Source organism: Kribbella catacumbae DSM 19601 (genome assembly GCF_000372465.1).
GTDB classification, from domain to species: Bacteria; Actinomycetota; Actinomycetes; order Propionibacteriales; family Kribbellaceae; genus Kribbella; species Kribbella catacumbae.
The window spans coordinates 36174-55976 of sequence record NZ_AQUZ01000007.1 but is presented as its reverse complement, the minus strand read 5'-3'; the positions used below and the strand labels follow the sequence as shown (position 1 = coordinate 55976).

Sequence of the window (19803 nt, the reverse complement as noted above, 5' to 3'; positions counted from 1 at the left end):
TCAGAACATGCCCGGGCCGGGGGTCAGGATCCCGGCCGGGTCGAATGTGCGCTTGAGTTCCTGGAGCTTTGGCCAGCGGTCGCCGTAGTGGTCCGCCCAGTCGTCCTGGGTGAAGGCGACCGACTCGATCGGGTACCGCGTGCCGCCGAGCGCGCGGGCCCGGTCGTACAGGCCGCGGTTCCTGGCCAGCATCTCGTTGGCGTACTCCGTGCTCGGCTGGCCGGCGGTCATCTCGTTGGCGTACTCCGTGCTCGGCTGGCCGGCGGTCATCAGGGTGAAGAGGTAGACCCAGTCGCTGTCGTCTTGCGGCAGGCTCAGCGACGGCCGGGTGAGGCGGGAACGCCGGTGGGCGTAGAGCAGGACGAACCCGCCGGTGCCGATGTCCCTCGGCGTCAGGTGCGTGACGACCTCGGTGACGTACTGCTCGACGGTCGCCTCGGGGAGCCAGACGGTGAGCCACGGCTTCGCCAGGTGATCCCAGTCGAGAAGCTCGCGGAGTTGCTCGACCGCGACGTCGATCCGGGTGACGTGCGGGAGGAAGTCGTTCTCGCTGATCTCGGTCGTGGCCGGCGTGAGGCCGCGGAGCAGGTGCGCGTCGTCGGGCGGCTCGGCCTGGGAGTGGAAGGTGAAGGCGTTGAGGTGCTGCACCTCGCCCTGCTCACCCGGCCGCCACCAGTCGCCGTAGATCTCGCTGATCTCCGCGCGGCCGAGCAGCGTCCGGAAGTCTTCGAAGAAGCCGGTGAGGTCGGGGTAGGCGAGCTCATGACCTCGGACCAGGTCCGGCGCGGGCTCGAGGCGGACGGTGGCCTTGGTGATGATCCCGTACTGCCCCAGGCCGGCCAGGACCGCCTCGAACAGGTCTTCGTCCTGGGTCGGCGAACAGCGGCGTAGGTCGCCGGTGCCGGTGACCACCTCCAGCTCGATCACGCTGTCGACCTGACCGCCGGACTGGATCGCGGGCGGGATCCCGCCGAGGGACAAGGTGCCGCCGAGGCTGAGACCGAGGAAGCCGGTCAGCGCGGGCGGGGTCAAGCCGCGTTCGTGGGCTGCGTTGGTCAGCTGCAGCCAGTCGGCGCCGGCGTCGACCACCGCGCGGTCGTCGTGGATCTCGTGAATGGTGTTCAGTGAGCGCATGTCGATCAGCAGCCCACCGACCAGCCCTTGGCCGTGAGTGGTGTTCGCCAGCCCGCGGGCCGCGACTGGGATCTCAAGCTGTGCGCAGAACCTGACCATCGTCTGGACGTCAGCGACGGACCCCGGCCGCAGTACGACCTGCGGCGTTTCCGTCAGGTACTGCCCGGCGTCTTGCGAGACCTCGCTCCGGCTGACCTCGTCGACCAACAACTCCCCATCCAGCCCCGGCACCTGCTTGACCCACTCAAACCCCATCAAGAGCCTCCCGAATCCGCTCCACATCGAACCGTTCCCCTGCCGCCAGCGGCACACCCACCTTCAGCCGCAACTCTTCTGCCTCCTTCAAGAGTTCTAATGCTTGGTCTGATTGACCGGCGCAGGCTCTCGCGGCGGCCAGGCCCTCCAGAGCCAGTGCGATAGCTCGCTCGTCTCCTGTGGCGACTGCTGTCGCGTGGGCTTCTGTTTGCAGTTGCAGGGCTTTGACGTGGTCACCTCGCTGGTCCGCGATGAAGCCGAGCTGGGTGAGGATGAAAGCGACGCCCGACGTGCCGCCGACCTGCCGCAGCCAGCCCAGCAACTTCGCCAGGTGCTGCTCCGCCTTGTCGAGCTCACCCCGTCGTCGCGCCGTCATCCCGAGCCCGACCTCGGCGTACTCCTCCGCCGACTTGTTGGACTGCTCGATCGCCAGCCGTCGCGCCCGCTCATGTAGCTCGTCAGCCCGCTCGTAGTCCCCGGTGAGCATCGCGATCCGCCCGAGCCCCGACGTACGGAACGACACCTCTGTCCACATCCCCAGCTCCTCGGCCAGCCGCAATGCATCCTGCAGCCGCCTGGTGGCCGTCTCGTAGTCCCCAGAGATCTCAGCAGCCACGATGAGCGAGTAGTTTGCCTGCAACTGCCCCCACCCGTCGCCAAGCTCGTCGAACAGCTCCACACTCCGCAGGCCGTCTCTCTGCAACGCCTCCAGATCAGCGTGCGTCAGCGACAACTGCGCCCGAGTACTGAGCGCCGCAGCCAACCCCCACCGATCCCCCAGCCGGGTGAAGGTCGCAATCGACCGATCGATCCGCCCCATGAGCAGCTGACCTTCGCCGTACGCCCACTGTGTCGTCGTCAGGAACCACTCTGCTCGCGCCTGACCCTGCGCATCATCGAGCGACTCGTACAGAGCCAGGGCCGCAGTACTGGCCGCCGTGAGGTTGCTCCCCTCCGCCGCCGTCGCAGCGAACCCCACACTCCAGACAGTCGCCGCAGCTCGTGCAGCATTCGCAGGACCCGGTACTGCGAGCGCGGCGGCCAGGGCGCGTCTTGCCTCGCTCAGGCGCCCGCGGAGGTACCAGTACCAGGCCATGGCGTTCACTAGCCGCAGGGCGCTGGCCGGCGATGCGTGCTGAAGGGCTAGCCGCAGATTCGCGTTCTCTTGGTCGAGTCGGTCCAGCCAGAGTCTCTGGTCGGCGCCACGCAGGTGCGGCTCCGCCTGCTCAGCCAGCGACACGTAGTACGCCGTATGTCGGAGTCGGAGCCGTGGTTCCTCGCCGGACTCGACCAGTCGTTCGAGGCTGTAGGCGGCGACTGACTCCAGCAGCCGGTAGCGGCCGCCGGTGGAGACTACGAGTGACCTGTCGACCAAGCGCGCGAGTACTTCGGCCGGTAGTTCGCCGACCTCCTCCGCCGCCTCCAGGCTGAAGCTGTCGGCATGTACTGCGAGCCGCCTGAGCAGGACCTGCTCGTCCTCGCTCAGCAGCTCCCAACTCCAGTCGATGGTTGCCCGCAGAGTCCGCTGCCGCTCGGGAACCCCACGCCCACCCGCCAGCAACCGAAACCGATCATCAAGCTTCGTCGCGAGCCCCTGCATTCCCAACGCCCGCACCCGAGTAGCCGCCAGCTCCAACGCCAACGGAATCCCATCCAGCCGCCGACAGATAACCCCGACAGCAGCATCCTCGGCGGGGGTGACGTCTTCGGCGCCCGCGGCGGTCGCTCGTTCGCGGAACAGTCGTGCGGCGGCTGCTGGTGCCAGCGGGGTCACCTCCAGGAGGTGCTCACCCGCCAAGCCCAGTGGCTCTCGGCTGGTCGTCAGTACTCGCAGTCCCGGCACTTCTGCCAGCAGCGTTCCCACCAGGTCGGCCACGGAATCCACCAGATGCTCACAGTTGTCGAGCACCAGCAGACTTGGCCGAGCCCTCAACGCTTCGACCAGCCGCTTGCTCAGCTCCCGCCCCATCGCCGGAACCGGCATCCCCACCACTTCATCCCGCAACCCAACCCCAGCCGCCACCGCATCCAGCACATCCACGTCCCGAAAAGCCGCCAACTCCACAAGAACCACCTGCTCCACAGCGGCTGCCGGCCCGGTGGCAGCTCCTGCTGCAGCCTCGCGGCCGAGCTCGAGAGCCAAGCGGGTTTTGCCTACCCCGCCCGGGCCGACCAGCGTCAGTAACCGCGCCTTCGCCAGCAGCGACAGTGCCTCCGCCACCGCGCCTTCCCGCCCGATCAGCTCGTTCAGCGGCGCCGGCAGCTTGCTACCACCGCCCGCAGTCAGCGCCGGATCATGCCGCAGGATCGCCTGATGCAACGCGGCCAACTCCGGCCCCGGATCAGCCCCCAGTTCCTCAGCCAACAGCTCCCGATACTCAGCGAACGCCTTCAGCGCCTCGTCCTGCCGCCCGGCCCGATACAGCGCCCGCAACTGAATCGCCCGCACCCGCTCCCGCAACGGCTGCTGCACCACCAGCTGCGCAACCTCGGCAAGCACCGCCCCACCAGACACCCGATCGAGCTGAGCCGCGAGAAGATCCTCCGTAGCGGTCAGCCGTAGTTCCTCCAGCCGATCCCGCGCAGCCCGGGCAAACTCGCGATCCGCCACCTCGGCGTACGCCGGCCCTCGCCACAACCCGAGCGCCTCCCGCAGTACCTCGACCTGGCGCGACCCGCCGGCCACCAACTGCTCGAAGTTGTTGCTATCGACAACCTCTGGCAGCACCGCCAGGGTGTAGCCGCCCGGCCCGTGAGTGACCAGCGCCCGACCGCCCGGCTCAGCCCGAGCGAGCGCAGTACGGAGTTGTGAGACGCGGGCTTGCAGCGTGCCGGACGCATTACGCGGCGGATGATCGCCCCAGAGATCATCGATCAGACGATCAGCAGACACCGGCTTGCCAAGGTTGACCAACAGGTCGAGCAGCAACGCACGCACCTTGGTGTCAGGCACGATGACCGGCTCACCCGCATCCGTCCGGACGAGCAGCGGCCCCAGCACCCCGAAGTACACCCCGCAACAGTAGCCAGTGCCATGGACACCCGTAGGGAATCCGTAGCGCTCTTCCGCAGGATCAAGGCATGACCAACAACCACGAAGCAGTCACCGTCATCGGCCTCGGCGCCATGGGCTCTAAGATGGCCGAGACCTTCCTCGCCGCCGGCCACCCGACCACCGTCTGGAACCGTACGCCGGGCCGGGCCGCGCAGCTCGTCGCCGCCGGGGCCACTGAGACCAAGACGGCCGCAGAGGCCGTGGCCGCGAGCACCTTGGTAGTGATCAGTCAGGTCGACTACGCGGCAATGGACAACTCCCTGCAAGGCGTAGACCTCGCCGGGCGAGTACTGGTGAACCTAAGCTCCGACAGCCCGGACCGGCTCCGCCAAGGCACCCGCTGGGCGACAGAGCGCGGCGCTACCCTCATCACCGCCGGAATCATGGTCCCGCCACCGGGCATCGGCGAGCCGGGCGCCTACTCCTTCTTCAGCGGCCAGCGGGAGGTACTGGAGGCGCACAAGGCCACGCTGGAGGTGCTGGGCCGGGTCGACTACGTCGGGACTGACCCTGGGCTGTCGATGGTCTACTACCAGGCCATGCTCAATGTGTTCTGCACGACGCTGATCAGCTACTTCTACTCGACCGCCCTGCTCGGCACGGCCGGGATCAGCGCCGAACAGCTCCGGCCGTACATCGCGACGATGCTGGAAGAGCTGGCCGACGACGGCCCGATGGGCTTCCTCAAGATCCTCGCCGCGGAGATCGACTCGAGCAACTATCCCGGTGCCGAGAACAACCTGCACATGATGGCCGTCGGCAGCGAGCACATCGCGCACGCCTTCACCCAGGCGGGCCTGGACACCACGCTGCCCGCTGCGGTGGCCGCTCTGTTCGCCCGGGCAGATGCTGACGGGCACGGGCTCGACGGCTTCAACTCGATGATCGAGACGATCCGGAAGCCGGTGGCCTGAGCATTATCACGGACGGCGCCCGGCGTACAGGTTGAAGTGCCGTTGAGCTTGTTCGACGCCACCGGCAACTATCACGAGAGACACGAGCAACGCCGACGACACGCCGGAAATTGGTTGAAACCGGGTAGCGTCGTCCCATGATCATCGTGACAGCTGCACTGAAGGGCGGGGTAGGTAAGACAACCACGTCGGTGTACTTGGCCGCGCTGGCATCTTCCAACCGTCGCACAGCCACCCTCGTCGACGCCGATCCGCAAGGTAGTGCCGCGGACTGGGTCGCCGAATCCGACGACGACCATCTGTCCAGGATCGAGATCGCCGAGGCGCCGACCGAACGGCTTCTCACCAAGGCACTGGACAAGGTTCCGCCGGAGGGCATCGGGGTGGTGGACATGCCGCCATCGCACGAGCGGTTGCTGAACAAGGCGCTCGAGCGGGCCCGGATCGTGATCCTGCCGACCCGCGTCGGCGGTGTCGAGACGCCGCGGGTGAGGGCGGTGCTGGAGCTGGTGCCCAAGGGTGTCCCGGTCGGCCTGGTGATCTGCTCGGCGCGCACCTACACGCGCAGCTACCAGGAAGCGATGCGGCAGTACGCCGACGAGAACATCCCGGTCTGGGGCACCATCCCGGAGCGCGTCTCGATCACCGCCGGCCCGATGGGTCCGCTGGCCGAGGACGGCCTGGAGTCCTACCGCAAAGTCTGGCGCAAAATCCTGGCCGCCGCCCGCAGCTGAACCACCCTGCAGCCGCCCTTCCGACCTCGCCGCCGGAGGGGCGGTTCAGCGCGCCGGTACTACGAACCAGCGCGCCCCTGGGCTTCTGGCGGACGCCACGCCGTACCGCTTCTCTTCTGTTCGCGAGGTGACGCGCAGCGTCACGAGCCCGTGGGTCAGCGGGTGAGTGGCGGTTCGCCTCGGACGTAGGAGCGGATCACTGTGGCTGCTGCGCCGCGGGCCCAGTCGTCGAAGGTGTGGGAGCGGAGCATCAATCGGCAGTCGCCTGCGGCGCCGAAGGCATGATCGCTGAAGGCCTGTCGCATCCGCTGGTCGTAGAGGTCGTAGTCGGCGACGCCCTCGCCGGCTATCACCACCAGTTCCGGGCCGACGAGATTCACCATCGCGGCCAGCGCCGACCCGATCACCTCGCCCGCCCGGTCGAACGCCTCCCGCGCATGCGCGTCACCGCCGTGCGCGAGTTCGATCGCTCCGGCCAGATCCAGCTCCGGCCGGCCAGTGGTCTCCCGCACCCGCGCCAGGATCGCGTCCGACGAAGCAACCGTCTCGACACAGCCCCTTCGTCCACAGGTGCAGACAAGCTCCCCAGGGGCGAGCGGGAGATGCCCGAGCTCACCCGATACCCCATGCGCGCCCGACACAACCTCGCCGTTGATGTAGAGCCCGCAGCCAACCCCGGACCCGATCGTCACCACCGCGAACGAGTCGGCATCAACCCCGACCCCGAACCAATGCTCGGCCACCGTCAATGCACGGACGTCGTTCGTCACCACGACCGGCACCTTCAGTTGCTCGGTCAGCAGCGCGGCGACCGGGATGTCCCGCCAGCCCATGAACGGCGAGTCCCGAACGACGCCATGCCGCGCATCGACGTCGCCGGAGACAGCAACACCGATCCCGATCAGCGGCCCCGCCGGATCCGCCGGATCGTCGAGGGTCGCGATCAGCTCCCTCGCCAGCTCGACCAGCCGCTTGAGCACCGCGTCGGCGGAGGTGTCGGTCACCTGCTGATGCCGGACCGCGCGAATCCCCGCGCGGAAGTCCGTCGTCACACCGATCAGATCCGTCGGCGTCACCTTGAGCCCGATCACCGAGATGCTGTCCGGTACCACCGTCAGCGGGCTGACCGGCCGCCCGATCCCCAGCTCGGCGCGACTCTCACCAGCGGCATCAGCCGGTACGGCGACAGGCTGGTCGGTGACGAATCCCGCCTCGATCAACGGCGCGACGGCCTTGGTGACAGCCGCCTGCGACAAGCCGGTACGCCGGGCGATCTCGACCCGCGGGATCGGTCCCTGGGTCAGGATCCTGGTCAGCACCTCGACCCCCGCCGGAGTAGCGAGTGGCAGCGGGCGATTCGGGCGCAACGGCACTAGACCAAACTACCGGCGCGAGGTCCAAATCCGTGCTCCGGGCGCACGGCTCCCAGCAAGAACAATGCTAGGGCGATTTGTCGACATCGATCCCAGCCAAGCTCGGTGCGGCCAATGCCCAGCGGATCGTCCGGGTCAGGCCGTCCCCAGCGGCTCGCACGACCGTGCTCTCGGCCAGCGGCATGAGTGGCAGCCGCAGCGGCCAGCGGGTCCACCAGGGCAACAGGCCGACCGCCGCAGCCGTCAGTACGGCGTACGCGGGTCGTGCGGCCAGCGGCACCGGCGGGTGTATCAGGATGAAGCGCGCTGCCTGCCTGGCTTCCGTAGTACCGCGCAACTCAGGCCGGTACTCCGCCAGCATCTGCCGCAACTCCACCTGGGTGGTCGGCGGCTCCACGACTCCCACTGCGCGAGCGACCTGCGCCATGTCCTCGACGTACCCGTCCCGCTCGGCAGCGTCGAGCGATGCGGCGCCGTACTGCTGATGCGCAGCCAGGAAGCTGTCCACCTCAGCCAGGTGGACCCACTTGAGCAGATGCGGGTCGGACGCGTGGTACTTGACCCCGTCCGGGCTGGACCCCCGCACTCGCTCATGCACACCACGCACTCGTGCGACGGCTTCCTCCGCATCAGCAGCAGCGCCGTACGTCGTGATCGCCAGGAAGTAGCTGGTCCGCTGCAGCCGCCCCCACGGGTCGCCGCGGTAGCCCGAGTGTGCCGACACCGCCGCCATCGCCAGCGGATGCAGCGACTGCAACAGGAGCGCCCGAAGCCCACCAGCGAACATCGACGCGTCTCCGTGCACGCGCCGGATCGGTCGATCCGGCGCGAACCACCTAGGCCCGGGAGTGTTGTGAACCTTTGCCCGCGCGGCCTGCGGTTCCGGACCCGCCACCTTCGTCAGGATCATCCGGGCAAGCCCGTCCCTCAACGGGTCCAGCAAGCTCTCCTGCGTGGTGGCGGCCATGTCCCCAGTCTCCCCACCACTCCAAGCCCTCCACCATCGTCACTGGCTGATATCCACGAACACAGGGTTCGTGTAGAGCCAGGTGTCGAGCCACGGGTCGCCGTCGTTGGTCGGGTGCTGGATCGGCCCGGCCGGGTCGATCTGCCGGCCCAGGTAGCCGGGACCGTTCCTCCTACCGTCACTGCCTCGCAAGCGGAGGTAGTGCGACCGCTCTGCCCGGCCGAGCGGGATGCGCAACGTGTAGGTGCCGCTCTTGCGGTGTACGTCGACCTGCTCGACCACCCTGGTGTCCGGAGCGCGCCAGCTGTCCTTGTCGGGCGCAGTACCGGTCACGACGCCGCGGATGACGTCCAAGTGAGCAAGCTTCGGCAGTACGCCGTGGAAGTTCGGCCGGGTCGCACTGGTCACCGTGACGCGCAGCTCCAGCCGCTCACTCCGGCGTACCTTCAGCCGCCCGCCCAGCGTGACCCCGCGATGCGACGAGCCAGCCGGAGCAACCCGTACGTCGATGCCGTCCACTAGCTGCCCGTGATCCACCCAGACCCGCCCAGCCCGCAGCCCGGCCATCACATCCAGGTAGCCGTACTTCGTCACGCCCACATGCGTTCTGCTGAACTGACCGGGCCAGAAGTCGCTCCCCGGTTGCGGCACGCCCGAGTCGGTCGGCGAAGGCTTCCATCCCAGCGAGTCGAAGTTCTGCCCGTCCGGGAACACCCCGTCCTTCCAGGTGTCCCAGATGGTCCGGTGGTTGTCGCTGTTCGAGGTGATCGAGAAGAGCTTGCCCTCAGCGAGCATGGCGTCCCACAAGCCACCCACTGTCGCCGTCGCCCAGTCGAAGCCGCCGTACGTGCGGTACGCGTCCTTCGGGTACCCCGCGAAGCTGCCTGTGCCAGGGTTGTTCACGTACTCGCCGCGCTGCGCGTTGGTGGCGCCGCGGAAGGCGACCCAGGCCGGTTCGGCGTCGCCCTGCGAACCGGGCGCACCCTCCATGCCGATGCAGATCCCGGTGTCGCGCCAGCCTCTGAGCTCGTGCGGTGAGTCGATCCCCAGCCGCAGCGGGTGGTTCGCCAGTACGAGTACGTCGTCGATGTACCCGCTCCTCTTCTGAGCGGCCAGCCACTGCAGCGCCCGGATCGCGTGCTGCTCGTTGTCGGCGGTGTCGCCGGCCCGGCCGGTCAGCTTGCCGTCGTACTCGCGCTCGAACTGCTGGATCAGCGCAACGTTGTTCGGCCCCGGCGCGACCAGAACGGTGCCGTGCTCGGCGGCGGGGATGTACCACTCGAGACCCTGGAAGATCAGCATCCGCGGGTTCTCCGCCCGCGCCTTCAGCACCTCGGCGTTCTCCGCCTGCGCGCCCTTGTCTGCGTGCCCGAAGTTGCTGTGCTCGGTGAGCGCCATCCAGTCCAGCCCGAACTGCGCCCCACGCTGCGCGAGCTGGGTGAAGTCGTACTTCGCGTCATGGCTGTACCGGCTGTGCACATGGTGATCGCCCACCAAATACATCAACTCAGGATCCCCGTACGCGGTACCGGTGCTCGCCACCGCCTCCCCGGCCCCGATCCCGGCCGCGGCAAACCCCGCTCCCAGCAGCCCGGCCCCGCGAATCAACCCCCGCCGCGACACCCCCTGCGGATCCAACGACTCTTCAGGAACCTCAGGATCGGCCCACTCGGGCAGCTGCTGCTCAGACCTCATGCCCGGAACCATCCGTGTCCGGACAAACCACTGTCAAGCTCCGGAATGACGCCCAGGTGTGCGCCGGGTGAACTGTTCGGCCGTATCCAGCACGCTGGGAAGTCTGGCCACAATCGGGTGCACCGCCAGGCCCCGGGACGGGACGGGGTTGCCGGACCGCCATGCACGCACTGCCCGTCCCGGTCGCGCCGACACGCCCAGGTAACCGCTTGCCCGCCGACCTGGGTATGCCTGGAGCTTCGTTGCCCCCAGCAACCACCCCTCGAACCCGCCCTCAGGTTGCCGAGAACTCGGTCGCCAGGAGTGAGTAGAGCAGGGAGTCTCGCCAGGCGCCGTTGGTGAAGACGTGGTGGCGGAGGCGGCCTTCGTAGCTGAAGCGGAGGCGCTTGACGACTGCGACCGAGGCCAGGTTCTCCGGGCCGATCGCGGCGCTGACCCGATGCAGGTCGAGCGGCCCGAACCCGAACTTCACCAGCGTCCGGGCCACGTCGGTCGCATAGCCGCGGCCCCAGTAGTCGGCGCCGATCGCATAGCCGAGCTTGCCGGCCTGGGTGCCGCTCGGCGCGAGCCGGCCGAAACCGATCACCTGGTCGTCGTCAAGGCGGGTGACGGCGAGCATGTAATCGGGCCGGTCCTGCTGCGCCGACCGGGTGATGATCCCGGTCAGCATCGTCTCGGCCGACTCGCGGGTGTGGCTGTCGAAAGCCATCCAGCTGGTCACCCGATCGTCACCGACGATGGCGAAGAAATCTTCCAGATCCTCCGGCCGCAGATCGCGCAGCCTGGTGCCATCGCCGGTGAGCGGATCCATCCCGCCTGCTACCGCGGGAAGGTCTGCATCGGCGTACGAGTGAACATCTCGATCTCTTCCTGCAGGTCGCGGGCGTCGTCCGCGCGGCCCGACTGCCGCAGTGCCTGGTGCACCCGGCGGGCCGAGTGCACGACGCCGTTGATCCGGCGCTCGGTCGGCAGGCCCAGGACCGGCGCGATCGCGTCGGCTGCGCCGTCCAGCTCACCGTTCGCGATCCGGGTGATGGCCATGGCGGCGTGGCTGCCGGCTGCGTCGCCGAAGGCCCACTCGGGGTGCGATTGGTCGGTGTAGGCGTCCACTGCCTGCCGGGAGTACTGCTCGGCGGTCTCCACCTCGCCCGGGAGCCAGGCGAGCGCGTCGGCCGCGTAGTACAGCTGACGGTTGCGGCCGAAGGTGCACAGGCCGCCCATCTCGTCGAGATCGTCGTCGCGGACCGAGCCCCACGCGTTCTCGGCGCGCACCAGCGCCGCGCGGGCGGCGTCGGCGTTGCCCAGTGCGGCCCAGGCGCGGGCCTCACTCACCGGCAGCCAGACACCGGTGGTGCTGTTGGCCTGCTCGGCGTAGCCGGCGCCCAGCTGGGCGTACCGGACCGAGTCGTGCGGGTTGCCGGCCCAGTACGAGACCAGCGACTGCAGCCCACGGACCCAGGCCCGCAGCCCGTGGTGGTCGGCGTTGTCGGCGCACAGGAAGGCCGTCCTGGCCTGGGTCAGGGCGGCGTGCGGGTTGCCGAGGTCGTGTGACGCCTTGGCCAGCAGACCGCCGGTCACGCCGCCGAGGAAGTACAGCTGCCGCAGGTGTTCCGGACGCTGCCGGCTCTCCAGCAACGCGAAGACCAGGTCCTGCGTCTCGACCAGCTGGCCGAGAATTTCCGGCAGCGGGCGCTGCGGATAGGCCTTCGCGACGTGTCTCACGTCGTCGTACACCTGTTCCATGGCCTCGCTTCCGAGACCGGTCTGGGCCGCGAGGGCAAAAGCCCGCGCACGGCTGGCAGCCATGTCGAGTACCTCCATCTCATTACCTGTCGTGATCCGTCCACTCGATGCAGGCGCCGGCACCACCTGGGCGGCCTGCTCGGGGACGTACGGGGCGAGGAGCTCCTCGACCGGCTTGCCGAACATGCGTTGCAGGGTGCGCCGGGTCTGTGGAGTGGTCCCTGCGCGCTCGCCCGATGCGAGGCGCCGCAGGTGCCGCTCGGTGATGGTTCCACCCAGCACGACGAACTCGGCGACGATCTCGGAGTAGGTCTGGTTCCGGCGCTGGATCAGGTGCGCCAGGACCGTTCTTGGCGTATACCTACCCGCCATCGTTCCTCCCGTTCACGTCAGTGAAGACGTTGTCTCGACTCATGCCCCACGACAAGGTGCAGTCCTCCAGATGTCCGCCAGAGGTCCTGAAGAGGTCCGGCAAAGGTCCGGTCCAGGTCCTAGAGCGGTCACGGTCGGCTTGTGCACCATTACTGCCATGACAACCAGTAAGTCCAACTGGTTGCAAGGGTTCAGAGTTACGGGGTGAGCAAGCAGTGACTGTTGCAGAAATGACGTCGAGGCAGCACCGGCGCAGAGTTCGGGTCTGGTTCGGCGAGCACGTGATCGCGCAGTACGTCGCGGAAGCACCGCTGGCGGCGCGGTACGAGCAGGCAATGCGGAGGCGGTTCGCCGGTCTCCGGGTCACCAACGACGTGCTCGGCCCGCAGCAGGAAACCGATATCTGACCAAGCTTCCGGGTCCTCCTCAGACCCGGAGTTGCTCCTGGGGTCTCCTCACGTCCAGGAGTAGCGATCGAAGGTCCGGGGCCTCCTCAGCCCCGGACGAAACCCGAGGTGCGGTCCGGGGCACTCCTCAGCTCCGGACCGCACCGCCCACCAGCCCGGCTGGGCCGGCGGTTGAGTCCCTGTATCGCCGCCGTCCAGCCGTTCCAAACCACCTCCTGGCCGACACCTCGGGCCGGGCGGGGCAAGTGGCTTCTGACACCTCACCAGAAGCCGCACTCCGAGGTGGCCGACTCCGCTGTGTGACCGCCGCGCCTGGGCGGTCACGCAGCGGAGCCATTTGCGCGCCCGAGGTTCACCGCCATCCGCCGCAGTACGTCGACCGTCTGCTGGTCGCTGCATGCCGTGCGCAGCCGGCTCAGCCGGCTGCGGCGACGTACACGGCGAACGGCGCATCCGGGTGCACGCCTTCCAGACCTTCGACCAAGCCCTCCGTCCGGATCTCACCGGCGAACCGCATCCCCAGGCGTTCCATCACCGCTCGGGACGCCAGGTTGTGGCGTTCGGTGAAGGCGATCACCGAGCGGGCAGCGAGGGTCCCGAAGGCGTAGTCCAGTCCGGCCTGCCCGATCTCGGTCGCCAGCCCCTGGCCGCGTGCAGAGCTCAGCAGTGTCCAGCCCAGCTCCAGCCCGTCCGCTGCCCAGGCGCCGCCGTCGTCGAGCAGCGCCGCGATCTCCGCGGTGCGATCGTCGCCGGCGTCCAGCCGCTCGATCCCGCCGCGGCCGGCCAACGATCCGTCCGACCGCCGATAGGCGATCCACTTGCCGATCCCGTTGGCCTCCCAGCGCGCCTGGAACCCCGCGGCCCGGCTGGCGGACTCCTCTGGTGACCACGTCTCGTCGTACCAGTGCGCGACCCAGGGGTCGGCGTGCAAGCGCTCGAGGTCCGCCGCATGTCCGGGTAGGACCTCATCCGGTCCGGTGATCGGCGCGAGCCGGAGTCGCTCGGTGAAGCGCGTCCGTACGGCGTGCGCCACGATGTCGCGCAGCCGCCGATCCCCGTCGGTCCGGTTGACCATCAGCAGGTCCAACTCGTCCGGCCCGACCCAGGCGCTCACGTCGTGCTTGCCGGCTTCCAGGCGCGGCCGGGTCAGGTCCCCGTCGACAGTGACCAGGTAGTCGAGCTCCCGCCGTACCCGGCCCTCGTACTCCCACTCCCAGTCGGTGACAGTGGCGACAATCTCCCGGACCCGCCACCCGGTCTCCTCCTCGACCTCCCGGGCCAGGGCCTGCTCCGGCGTCTCCCCTTCCTCCAGGTGTCCGCCGACGATGTCCCAGATCCCCGGCAGCAACCGCCGCTCCGCAGTACGCCGCTGCACGTACACCCGCTGCCGCTCGTCCTGGATCAAGGCCCCGACACAATCCACTGGCCGCATGCCTTCAACCTAATGCGCCGTGACAGAGTCACCTCTCATGTCCACGACCACACCACCACCGGTACGCCGGTACGTCGGCCGGGCCGTCGGCATCGGCTTCGCGGTCGCGTTGACCTGCGGACTGGGCGGCGCCTTCGTCGGAGAAGTCTGTGGGCATCCTCAACCGGGGTCTCACCATCCTCTGGGTCCTGCTCACAGCCGCAGGCCTCCTCACGGCTCTACTGGCCCCGCTGCCCTGACGGGCAGCCTGAGTGTCTAAGTCGCCAGCCGCTGGCAGACTGATCAGCATGCGTCTTGACCGTGCGGTGCTCTTCAAGCTGGCGACGAACGAACGACTTGAACAATTGGTGAAAGGCGTGCCCGGCGGTGAGGAGAACGCCTGGCGCGCAGCCTCCCGGTACGTCGCCGGCCGGACCCGCGACGAGGCACTGCAGGTGGCGGAGGCCCAGGTCGCCAAGGGGCACGGCATCAGCGTCGACCTGTTCGGTGAGATGTCCACCGACCCAGCAGACGCGGCCCGGGTGGTCGACGAGTACCTAGAGCTGGCCAAGCTCCTCCCGGAGCCCCCGGCTGACGTCTGGTTGTCGCTGGACCTCTCGCACCTGGCACTGGACGTCGACCCCGCCGGTGCGGCCGACCTGGTCGCCAGGATCGTCGAGGCGCTCCCGCCAGGCAGACGGCTCCAGATCGGCGCCGAGGACATCGCCCGGACCGACAAGATCCAGCAGTGCGTCCTGGAGGTCGCCAGTCGCGGCCTGGCCGATCGCCTCGGCGCCACCGTCCAGGCCAACCTCCTGCGCTCCCCTGGAGACATCGAGGCGTTCACCGAGGCCGGAGTACAGGTCAGGCTCGTCAAGGGCGCGTACGTCGAACCGGTCGGCGCCCACCCGTACGGCGAACCGACCGACATCGCGTACCTCCGTCTGGCGCACCAGCTGGCAGCCACTGGCGACAACTGGTCCCTAGCAACCCACGACGGCCGCCTACGCGAAGCAGTACTGCTCTCAGTCGGCACAGTCCGCGTCGAGCACCTCCTAGGCGTCCGCCCCGAAGTCCTGGACGACCTACGCACCCGCGACATCCCAACCCGCGTCTACATCCCCTACGGCCCCTCCTGGTTCCGCTACTGGCTCCGCCGAGTCGCAGAGTCCCGCGGCGCCTAGTCGCGCGGCATCTCGGTATTCCCGAAGGCTCGGTTCACCCACTGGAAACCCCTGTAGGGAAACACCGAGTGGGCGGGCGGTGGGCCCGGTTGCTGGGTACTCTCCGTGGGTGAGGATCCACGGGCTGCTCAGGGTGGTCGTGCTCGTGGTCACGATCTCGCTGACGGTGGTGTTGCTGCCGATCGCGATCAACGTGGGGACCGGTGGCACCGCGCCGGAGTTCCTGGCGCCGTACGTCGACTGGACGTGGCCGCTGATCGGGGTGCTGTGGCTGGTCGCGATCGTCACCGGCCTGGCGGAGTACCGGAGCCGACGGACGGTCAGGAAGTCGGCTCGCTCGGCCGACCAGCCGCGCAACCGGCCCAACGCGCTCGCCCGGGTCGACCGCTATCTCGCGGACCGGTTCGCCGGTTCGCTCGCCTCCCAGACCCGGCTCGCGCTGGCGCTCGACGTCAGCCCCGAGGCAGTGATCCGCCCGTACGACCTGCTCGTCCAGCCGCTCAACAGCAACGTCACCGAGGTCCGCGAGGACGCCAATATCGCCGCGGCCTTCGACGACCTTCAGGACTCCATGCTGATCCTCGGAGCGCCCGGCGCCGGCAAGACCACGCTGCTGCTGGAGCTGGCCCGCGCACTCGCCGCCCAAGCCCACCACGACCCCAACAGCCCTATCCCGGTCGTGGTGGACCTGGCCAGCTGGAACGCGACCACTGCGCGAGAGGAAGACGACAACCCGGACGACAGCCCTCTGCTTGCCGGCTTCGTCCGCTGGCTTCTGACAGAGCTGGACAGCCGGTACCAGATCCCCGCGGCCGTCGGCCGAGTCTGGCTGAGCAAGGGCCGCCTCGGCTTGCTACTGGACGGCCTGGACGAAGTAGCCCTTGCCCACCAAGAGAAACTCGCTCCTGTACTGGCCGAGCTGGGCCAGCGGTACCTGGTCGGCCAGATAGCCGTCACCTGCCGCATCCGCGAGTACGAGGCGCTCCAGCACAGGCTCAAGCTGTACGGCGCTGTCCGCATCCGCCCGCTCAGCCGGCAGCAGGTGCTCGACTACTTCGCCTCCGGTGGCGAGGAGCTAGCCGGTGCACTGGCCGCCATGGAGCGTGACGACGACCTCTGGGATCTGGTCAACTCCCCACTGATGCTCAACGTCATGGCGCTCGCCTACCAAGGCAGAGACGCCCGCGACATCGCTGCCGGAGTACTGGCCGACCACAGGAAAGAACTGTTCGACACCTTCGTCTCCGAGGTGCTGGCCCGCTATCGCCCCAGCAGTCCGCAGTTCGAGTCCCGTGCGGCTGTCCGCTCACTCTGGTGCCTCGCCTGGTGGACTCGCACCAGGGCCGGCGACCGCATCGAAGTACCGCGTCGTCTGACGCCCAACGGCTGGTACGGCCTGGTCCTGCCCGCAGTCGGCTACCTGGCCCACATGGTCTGCCTCCCGGGCCTCTTCGCCGGCTTAGCCGCCGGAGCCGCAGTAGGCGCCACCGCCCTGTACGGCGTATCGGCCGGCCTCGCAGTCGCCGGAATCGCCCTAGTGCTAGTCCATGTGCGACCACACACGTGGTGGATCCTCCAGCAAGGCAGGGACCAACCCCGGCGGCGACTGTTGGCAGTCATGATCTGCCTGGGCCTCGTCGCCGGTCTCGTCTCGGTCCTCATCGTGACGGCTCTGGCTGAGAGCTTGCCGCCCTTGCTGGGCCTGGGATTCCAAGGCGCGGTGGTCTGGGTGTCCTACGGACTGGAGTACATCCTTTCCGGCAACAACCGGCGCCGCATCCTGCTCAGCGTCCGGCTGGTGGGCGTGACCGTGGCGAGCTGGCTCATCTTCGCTCGGGTCGACGATCAGGCCGTTTTCGTGGCCGGCTGCGCGATCGGCCTGATAGTTGCCCAAGGCATCCGATTCGTGAAGGCCCTGCCGATGGACCATCTGATCTATCCGCACAGCAAGGAGGAATACGCGGGCGCCCGCTGGCGGATGGACAAGTGGATCGGTGCCGGTGCCATCACTGGCACCGGCGTCGCAGCGGCTCTAGGAGCGAGCCTGTGGTGGTCCACCGGTCCCGAGGCGGTACTGGGCATCGTCGCCGGAACGGTCGCCGCGAAGGCGTGGCGTCGACGCGCGCCCTTCTTCGCGGGCGCCCTCTCGCGCGGCCTGCACGGCTTCCTGCTGCGCTGGAGCGGCTACCTGCCCTGGCGCCGCGGTGCCTTCCTCCGGTACGCGGCCGAGCGCTACGTGCTCGCCAGGACGGGCCGCAGCGAGTACGCCTTCATTCACCTCTTGGTACGCGACCACCTGGCCGAGTGCGACCCAGACGCGCTCGCAGCCAAGGTGGACCAGCGAATAGCTGACAAGAGCTCCCGTCTAGCGCCCAGCCGCTAACACCTGGTCGAGGATTAGCGACCACTGCCGCACGATGCCGCGCCGTCGAGCCGCATCGTCGGTCAGCAGGTCAGCCAGCCCCAGACCACGGGCCATATCGAGCACGCCCTGCACGGTCTCCCGGACACCAGGTGTGCGCTCGTCGACCTCCAGTACTTCGAGCAGAGCCCGGTGCGCCTGCCGCCCGACGTGCGCCTCAAGCCGAACGATCTGCTGGCGCAGCGCCTCCTCTGTACTCGCCGCCACCCACAGATGTAGCGCCGCGCGGAACAGTGGACCCGTGTAGACGTCAGCGAGCATCCCGACGATCGCCTCGGTCCGGCCCTCGCCACTAGGCAGCCCGGTGGCCTGCTGCCGGATCTCATCCAGCCGTACCTCGGTCATGTACTCCACTGCCGCCGCAAACAGATCCGCCCGCGTCGGGAAGTGGTGCTGCGCAGCCCCGCGCGAGACACCCGCCCGAGCCGCCACCACCGCGACAGTGGTGGCCGAGTAGCCCACCTCGGCCAGCGACTCGAGCGACGCCTCCAGAAGCTTCTGCCGAGTCGCCCGGCTCCGGTCCTGCTGCGGCTCCCGCAGCGCCTCGCTCATAGCGGCCGCCAGGATTCACTCACGGCCGGCCTCCCGTGCCCTCAGCTCGCGCCGCAGGATCTTGCCCGAAGCGGCCTTCGGGACGGCGTCGATGAACTCCACCTGCCGGATCTTCTTGTACGGCGCGACGCGCTCCGCGACGTACTCGATCACGTCGGCCTCGGTCAGCTCCACCCCCGGCATCGGGACGACAAACGCCTTCGGCACCTCGTTGCCCTCGGACTGGACGCCGATCACGGCCGCATCCGCGATCCGGGTGTCGGTGAGCAGCACGGCCTCGAGCTCAGCCGGCGGCACCTGGTACCCGTGGTACTTGATCAGCTCCTTGACCCGGTCGACGATGTACAGATAGCCGCGTTCGTCCACGCGACCGAGGTCACCGGTGTGCAGCCAGCCGTCCGGGTCGATGGTCGCGGCCGTCTCCTCGGGCCGGCCCAGGTACCCCTTCATCACCTGGGGGCCACGGATCCAGACCTCGCCGACCTCACCTGCCGGTACGTCGTTGCCATCGGCACCGACGAGCCGCATCTCGGTGGACGGGAAGAGCTTGCCGACGGCACCGGCCGGTGGATCGATGTCGTCCTGCGGCACCGAGTGCGTGCCCGGCGACAACTCAGTCATCCCGTACGCCTGCAGTACTGCGTGCAGCCCGAGCCGTTTGGCGCACGCCTCGGCCAGGTCGCCGTCGAGCGGTGCCGCGGCACTCGTCACGTACTTCAGCGCGGACAGGTCCACCCCGTCGACAGCCGGGTGCTTCGCCAGTGCCAGCACGATCGGCGGCGCGACGAAGGCCCGGGTGATCTTCTGCTCGTCGAGCACGGTCAGGAACTGCTGCAGGTCGAACTTCGGCAGCACCACCACGGTCAGGCCGAGCCGCAGCGGCAGATTCATCAGCACGGTCAGCCCGTAGATGTGGAAGAACGGCAGGATCGCGATCAGCCGCTCGCCGTCGGAGAGGCTGATCATCGGCTCGGCCTGGGTGATGTTCGTGGCGATGTTGCGGTGCGTCAGCATCACGCCCTTGGCCGCGCCGGTCGTCCCGCTCGAGTACGGGAGGACCGCGACGTCGTTGGCCGGGTCGATGTCGACCACCGGCTCCGGCGCCGTCGACGCCAGCAACTCCATCACCGACCGGTACCCCTCGGCCGTGTCGCAGACGAGAATCTCCTGGACGCCGGTCCCTTCCACCGCGGCGGTCGCGATCGGCAGGAAGAGCGAAATTGTCACCAGCAACTTCGCCTTCGAGTCCACCAACTGCTTGTGCAACTCGTTCGCCGTGTACAGCGCGTTGACCGTCGTCACCGTGGCGCCCGCCCGGGTCGCGCCGTAGAACACCGCCGGATAGATGATCGTGTTCGGGCTGTAGAGCGCGATGGTGTCGCCGTGCACGATCCCCAGCTCGGCGAACCCGGCCGCGATCCGCCGGCTCATCCCGTCGAGCTGCGCGTAGCTGATCTGCTGACCGGTGACGCCGTCGACCAGCGCCGGCCGGTCGCCGTACTCCTGGGCGCGGCCGAGCACCGCGTCGTGGATCGGCACGTCGAGGATCTCGACGGGCGGGTACTCACTGTGGATGACCATGACG

General features: G+C 68.5%; 15 protein-coding genes. 5 read left to right on the top strand and 10 right to left on the bottom strand.

The window, feature by feature from the left end; translation table 11 throughout:
- Both A3ES_RS0109725 and A3ES_RS46760 read right to left on the bottom strand, forming a co-directional pair.
- Nucleotides 1-1389: an FAD-binding protein gene (locus A3ES_RS0109725; protein WP_020386610.1), complete on the bottom strand. Its 1389-nt coding sequence runs from the start codon at nt 1387-1389 to the stop codon at nt 1-3.
- Nucleotides 1379-4402 (bottom strand): ATP-binding protein, encoded by a 3024-nt coding sequence (locus tag A3ES_RS46760; protein ID WP_020386609.1) that lies wholly within the window; start codon nt 4400-4402, stop codon nt 1379-1381. The genes A3ES_RS0109725 and A3ES_RS46760 overlap by 11 nt, the downstream gene beginning before the upstream one ends.
- Before the next feature lie 68 nt (nt 4403-4470).
- Here A3ES_RS46760 and A3ES_RS0109715 point away from each other — a divergent pair, with 68 nt between their 5' ends.
- Nucleotides 4471-5358 carry an NAD(P)-dependent oxidoreductase gene (locus tag A3ES_RS0109715; RefSeq protein ID WP_020386608.1) on the top strand — a complete coding sequence of 296 codons (888 nt, stop codon included), beginning with the start codon at nt 4471-4473 and terminating at the stop codon, nt 5356-5358.
- Nucleotides 5359-5495: 137 nt separating this feature from the next.
- Nucleotides 5496-6092 (top strand): ParA family protein, encoded by a 597-nt coding sequence (locus tag A3ES_RS0109710; RefSeq protein ID WP_020386607.1) that lies wholly within the window; start codon nt 5496-5498, stop codon nt 6090-6092.
- A gap of 155 nt (nt 6093-6247) precedes the next feature.
- On the opposite strand, the gene A3ES_RS0109705 is transcribed toward A3ES_RS0109710, so the two are convergent.
- The 5 genes from A3ES_RS0109705 to A3ES_RS0109685 all read right to left on the bottom strand — a co-directional run bounded on the left by A3ES_RS0109705 (nt 6248) and on the right by A3ES_RS0109685 (nt 12242).
- A complete protein-coding gene (locus tag A3ES_RS0109705; RefSeq protein WP_020386606.1) occupies nt 6248-7465 on the bottom strand; it encodes an ROK family transcriptional regulator in 1218 nt (405 codons plus the stop codon).
- Nucleotides 7466-7532: 67 nt separating this feature from the next.
- Entirely contained in the window at nt 7533-8432 is a 900-nt protein-coding gene (locus tag A3ES_RS0109700; RefSeq protein WP_020386605.1) for an oxygenase MpaB family protein, read from the bottom strand.
- A gap of 39 nt (nt 8433-8471) precedes the next feature.
- Complete coding sequence (locus tag A3ES_RS0109695) at nt 8472-10127, bottom strand: PHP domain-containing protein (RefSeq protein WP_020386604.1); 1656 nt, start codon at nt 10125-10127, stop codon at nt 8472-8474.
- Between the two features lie 274 nt (nt 10128-10401).
- Complete coding sequence (locus A3ES_RS0109690; RefSeq protein ID WP_020386603.1) at nt 10402-10938, bottom strand: GNAT family N-acetyltransferase; 537 nt, start codon at nt 10936-10938, stop codon at nt 10402-10404.
- Nucleotides 10939-10946: 8 nt separating this feature from the next.
- A complete protein-coding gene (locus A3ES_RS0109685; protein ID WP_020386602.1) occupies nt 10947-12242 on the bottom strand; it encodes an NsdA family TPR-like regulatory protein in 1296 nt (431 codons plus the stop codon).
- 230 nt (nt 12243-12472) lie between these two features.
- Between A3ES_RS0109685 and A3ES_RS55010 the strand changes: the two genes are divergently transcribed.
- Complete coding sequence (locus A3ES_RS55010) at nt 12473-12649, top strand: hypothetical protein (RefSeq protein WP_020386601.1); 177 nt, start codon at nt 12473-12475, stop codon at nt 12647-12649.
- Nucleotides 12650-13064: 415 nt separating this feature from the next.
- Here A3ES_RS55010 and A3ES_RS0109675 read toward each other — a convergent pair whose 3' ends face one another.
- A complete protein-coding gene (locus A3ES_RS0109675; RefSeq protein ID WP_020386600.1) occupies nt 13065-14081 on the bottom strand; it encodes a GNAT family N-acetyltransferase in 1017 nt (338 codons plus the stop codon).
- Nucleotides 14082-14368: 287 nt separating this feature from the next.
- On the opposite strand from A3ES_RS0109675, the gene A3ES_RS0109665 reads away from it, so the two are divergent.
- Complete coding sequence (locus tag A3ES_RS0109665) at nt 14369-15244, top strand: proline dehydrogenase family protein (protein WP_020386598.1); 876 nt, start codon at nt 14369-14371, stop codon at nt 15242-15244.
- Nucleotides 15245-15353: 109 nt separating this feature from the next.
- Nucleotides 15354-17627, top strand: coding sequence for an NACHT domain-containing protein (locus tag A3ES_RS0109660; RefSeq protein ID WP_237744901.1), 2274 nt, complete (start codon nt 15354-15356; stop codon nt 17625-17627).
- On the opposite strand, the gene A3ES_RS0109655 is transcribed toward A3ES_RS0109660, so the two are convergent.
- Both A3ES_RS0109655 and A3ES_RS0109650 read right to left on the bottom strand, forming a co-directional pair.
- Nucleotides 17610-18218, bottom strand: a complete 609-nt coding sequence (locus A3ES_RS0109655) for a TetR family transcriptional regulator (RefSeq protein ID WP_020386596.1) — start codon at nt 18216-18218, stop codon at nt 17610-17612. The genes A3ES_RS0109660 and A3ES_RS0109655 overlap by 18 nt on opposite strands.
- A gap of 15 nt (nt 18219-18233) precedes the next feature.
- On the bottom strand, nt 18234-19799 hold the full coding sequence (locus A3ES_RS0109650) for an AMP-binding protein (RefSeq protein ID WP_020386595.1): 1566 nt from the start codon (nt 19797-19799) through the stop codon (nt 18234-18236).
- Nucleotides 19800-19803 lie beyond the last annotated feature (4 nt).